Origin of the sequence: Shewanella sp. SM32, assembly GCF_025654235.1 — a bacterium.
GTDB lineage: Bacteria > Pseudomonadota > Gammaproteobacteria > Enterobacterales > Shewanellaceae > Shewanella > Shewanella oncorhynchi.
In genome coordinates, this window is the sequence record NZ_JAKKRO010000131.1 from 1 (window position 1) to 2,477 (window position 2,477).

Here is a 2,477-nt window from a genome sequence, read left to right on the forward strand (position 1 = left end):
GTTGATGGTTCAATGCCTGTTGTGGCTAGTTGGTTTACACGCACAGCAACAGGGCTGGGATAAGCATTTTCAGGCCAATACCATTGGGCATCGAACGGTACTCTCAACGATTCGCTTGGGATTGGAGGTACTCAGGCGGCCTGATTATCAAATCACGGAGAAAGAATTGCTGGCGGCCTGGGTATTATTCGCCAATCAGTTGCTCAAATATGGCTATGCTATGGCTGATTTATGAGGGGATCCTTCAGACCAAAGTAGATTAAAAAAAATACGAAGTGCTCATAACCCTGAGCGACATGGCACTGAAGCAAAATTTGCTGGAAAATCAAAGTACAAGCTTAATGCAGGGAATGAATCCAAAGGGGCCCATTGGATTCATGAACTATCTCCAAAATGGTTTGTACAATGCGTTTCATATATAACAGACGTTTTCGAAAAAAACGGTCAAAAAGCTGCTGTTAGCTCAATTACGAGACTAACTAAAATAAGCAGCGCTATTTTCGATCATAAGGATAAAATTAAAAACCTGGAATACCTAAAAAAAGAAGGGATATCAGCATTTTTCGACCATGATAAATCATTAATAAAAACAATATACGTTGTAGAGGATCAGAGAATACGAGACTGTATTGGTGAAATATTTTTCATGCACAATCATTTTTTTGACAGCAACCATAAACTTACTGATCTAATTGATTTAGCTGTAATTATTGACTGTGATTCCGGTGATGATAATTACCGTTCTATTATTTTGGATCCAGTAGTAAAAAAATATCCTGCTCTAGCGAAATCTATTTATGATTACGCTCAATACGAGCTCAAAAGAATTGATGGAAACAAAAAATCTAAAGAGACTGTATTTGCGAAAATAAGCATGATAAAAGCTATTTTTACTAGCCATCTAGATCTGCTGAATAGCAATGATCATCTATTACTTGCAGAGCTTGGTCTAGCTGCCCTAGAAGAAAACAGCTGCAACATAATCAAGCGCATCCGATATGCAATCGCCGATAAATTCAAAAATGGAAAGCTTTCATTAGGTAGTGCAAGAGGTATACAATCAGCTTTTAGATTGTTTTGTTCACATTATAAAATAACTGATGTCCACTCATATTCCGTGTCAGGGAAAAGCAGAAAGACTAACGAATCAAGGAAAAAAACAACTGATTACTATGATAAGGAGGAAGTGGCAATTATTGCGTATGCAATAGAGCTAGGGTTGATGGATGCTCATCTATCCGAAAAGGAAGAACTCCTACTTCGATTAGGAAGAATTTTAATTAAAACTGGTTGGAATCTAGCACCACTTTTAATGCTTAATATTGATGACATTTTAAAGTTAGATGCACCTATCACAGGTAAAACAGCACACTTCGTCAGACTTTTTAAAAAGAGAGCCGACTATAAAACTCAATTTTATGAATTTAAAATGAGCAGTGATAGCATAAAAAAAGAGGGCATAGTATTCGGAATAGAGGTTACAAATGCACTAACAGATCTTGAGTACATTAGAGATAAAATATCGTCAAAGTTACGCGACAAACTCCCCCAAAATAGCAAACTAAAATATCGACTGTCTCTGTATCGTAATAATAATGATAAAATTCTTGGATTCACTCACATAAAATTCAGTGCTTGGTTAAATGAGGTACTTCGCCGATTCGAATGCAAAATACCTTTTAGTGTTCAGCGTATTCGTAAAGGCGGTCTTAATTATATTTATAAAACCTATGCTAAAAATTTCAAAAAATACGAAAAAGCTGGACAGCATTCTTTGGAGACATTTCTAGAGGTTTACTTGCGTAATGATGGTATCAAATCTGAAGAAACCATCGCTTCAGCAACTCAAATAATGTCCGATTATTTCTCTGGAAGACCAATATCTGACGATATAATTATAGTCACAGAAATACCCGTCAACACAAAAAAAACACCATCAGGACTTTGCGCATCACACGGAAATGATGCTGAATATCGAGCGTTCGCAAAACAGCAGCAGCGGCTTAACAGAAGTTCAGATACAGTAAATTCACAATGTGGCGATTTTAATGCGTGCCTCTTTTGTCGACATTTTCGTCTTGTCGCTGACGCAGAACATATTTGGCGATTGTTGTCTTATCAGCGCTATGTTGTCGGTGACATGGAGCGTGGACTGAGCGATTACAGTAATACTTCGGATCAAGCAGCCTTTATTGAGGTCTTAAATAAACGGGTTGAAACCATGCTTAACGCTGAAGAATCCCCTGATGATTTACAAATAAATCATCAAATTAGGGTGGAAGCGCATCTTGTTGCATGATCAAATGGTTTCGCTAAAAACTACACTTGGACAACAAGATGCGCGAAGCCAATATCCTACAACATTCTTTACACCAATACTGCCCAGAACTTCACCTAAAACGATTAAACAGCTTGATGCTGGCCTCTAAGGCACTGATTGAATGTAAGACACTGACCTTGACTGAGTTAGGTCGAAA

Annotated in this window: 1 protein-coding gene and 2 pseudogenes; all 3 read left to right on the forward strand. The window is 37.5% G+C overall.

Annotated elements, in window-relative coordinates; all coding sequences use genetic code 11:
- Window positions 1-235, forward strand: a pseudogene (locus tag L5M10_RS23580) (IS4 family transposase); the annotation flags it as partial.
- Window positions 236-646: 411 nt separating this feature from the next.
- Window positions 647-2,299, forward strand: coding sequence for a hypothetical protein (locus L5M10_RS23585; protein ID WP_263256072.1), 1,653 nt, complete (start codon window positions 647-649; stop codon window positions 2,297-2,299).
- Between the two features lie 38 nt (window positions 2,300-2,337).
- Window positions 2,338-2,477, forward strand: a pseudogene (locus L5M10_RS23590) (IS4 family transposase); the annotation flags it as partial.

Coding starts and splice junctions, on each gene's coding strand:
- L5M10_RS23585 (WP_263256072.1), top strand. CDS start 647: ATGCACAATCATTTTTTTGACAGCAACCATAAACTTACTGATCTAATT.